Annotated in this window: 1 protein-coding gene; it reads left to right on the top strand. The window is 71.5% G+C overall.

Translation table 11 applies throughout. The features are described from left to right. Positions 1 to 1,552 (top strand): methyl-accepting chemotaxis protein (locus LLG88_00775; GenBank protein MCE5245444.1); only part of this gene is annotated, 1,552 nt, incomplete at its 5' end. Positions 1,553 to 1,835: the final 283 nt, after the last annotated feature.

Genomic DNA, 1,835 nt, shown 5'->3' with positions numbered 1-1,835 from the left:
GGAGCTGGCGCTCTGCCGGAAGATCGGACGGCGGTCGGAGGCCGACACGCTGATCCCGGCGCTGATCCAGATGATGGAGGCGGTGGACGCGCTCGTGCGCGACGCGAACGTGCTGAGCGACGCGGCGGTCGAGGGACGGCTGGCGACGCGCGCCGACGCCTCGCGGCACCGCGGCGAGTTCCGCAAGGTCGTCGAAGGGGTCAACCGCACGCTCGACGCGGTGATCGGCCCGCTCCGCGTCGCCGCCGACTACGTCGACCGGATCGCCAAGGGGGACATCCCCGCGCCGATCAGCGGGACCTACAACGGGGACTTCGCGGCGATCAAGGACAACCTCAACACCTGCATCGCGGCGGTGAACCTTCTCGTCGGCGACGCCGGGCTGCTGGCGAAGGCGGCGATCGACGGCCGCTACGAAGTGCGGGCCGACGAGACGAAGCACTCGGGGGACTTCCGCAAGATCGTGGCCGGCGTCAACCGCACGCTCGACGAAGTGGTGGTCCCGATGCAGGACGCCGCGGGGAAGGTGCTGGCGGTCTGCTCGCGCCTCGAGGACCGCGATCTCTCCATGCGCCTCGAGGGCGAGTTCAAGGGCGAGTTCGCGCGGATCAAGACCGCCCTCAACGCGGCGATCGACAAGCTCGACGGCGGGATGCAGGAGGTCGCGGCGGCGTCGGAGCAGGTGTCGTCGGCCGCCTCGCAGATCGGGAAGTCGAGCCAGGCGCTCGCCTCCGGCTCGTCGGAGCAGGCGAGCTCGCTGGAGGAGATCGGCTCCAGCCTGCAGGAGCTCGACTCGATGACGCGGCAGAACGCGGAGAACGCGGGAAAGGCGCGGAGCCTCGCCGACGGCACCCTCTCCTGCGTCGACGGCGGGAAGGACAAGCTCGACGCGCTGTTCAAGACGATCGAGGCGATCAAGAAGTCGTCCGACCAGACGGCGAAGATCGTGAAGACGATCGACGAGATCGCGTTCCAGACGAACCTCCTCGCGCTCAACGCGGCGGTCGAGGCGGCGCGCGCGGGGGACGCCGGCAAGGGGTTCGCGGTCGTCGCCGAGGAGGTGCGGAACCTCGCCAAGCGGTCGGCCGAGGCCGCGCGCGACACGGCGGACTTGATCAAGGAGGCGGTCGCCGCCGCCGAGCGCGGCGTGGCGGTGGACGCGCAGGTCGGCGAGGCGTTCGGCGTCATCCACGAGCAGACGCGGCGCGTGGCCGAGGTGATGAACGAGATGGCGGCCGCGTCGGAGCAGCAGGCCGGCGGCATCCATCAGGTCGAGGTCGCCGTGGAGCAGATCAACGAGGTCACGCAGCAGACGGCGGCGAGTTCGGAGGAGTCGGCCTCGGTCGCCGAGGAACTGAGCGGGCAGTCCGAGGAACTGCGCGGCTTGGTCTCGGGCTTCCGGCTCTCGTCCTCCGCGGGAACGCGCCGCGAAGGACGCGGCGGAGACCCGGGCCTCGCGCCGCGGGGCGTCGCCTCGGCGGCGGCGGCGAAGCCGCGCTTCGGCGCCGTCGCGCCCGAAGCTCCGGACCGCAGGGGCCTCGCCTCGTTCTGACGGACGGGACGGCCCTCGACGCGCCCTCTCCGCGGGAGGGGGCGCGTCGTCGCGTTCCGGGCCGACATCGGCGGAGGTCCGCCGGCGTCCGAACCCCTCCGGTCCTGCCGCGGCGTGCAGTTTCCAGCCGGCCTCGCGCCGCCCGAGGGTCAAGGATTCATACCGTCCGCCCGATAAGTTTGACGCCGAGCGGAAGTGGGATCGGCGCGACATATCCTTTGGAGGCGGGATGGCGGACGCGGGCCGTGTGTTGCTCGTCGACGACGATCCAAGCGCGCTCGAA

This window comes from bacterium (genome assembly GCA_021372775.1).
GTDB lineage: Bacteria > Acidobacteriota > Polarisedimenticolia > J045 > J045 > JAJFTU01.
This window is presented reverse-complemented; position numbering and strand designations above follow the sequence as displayed.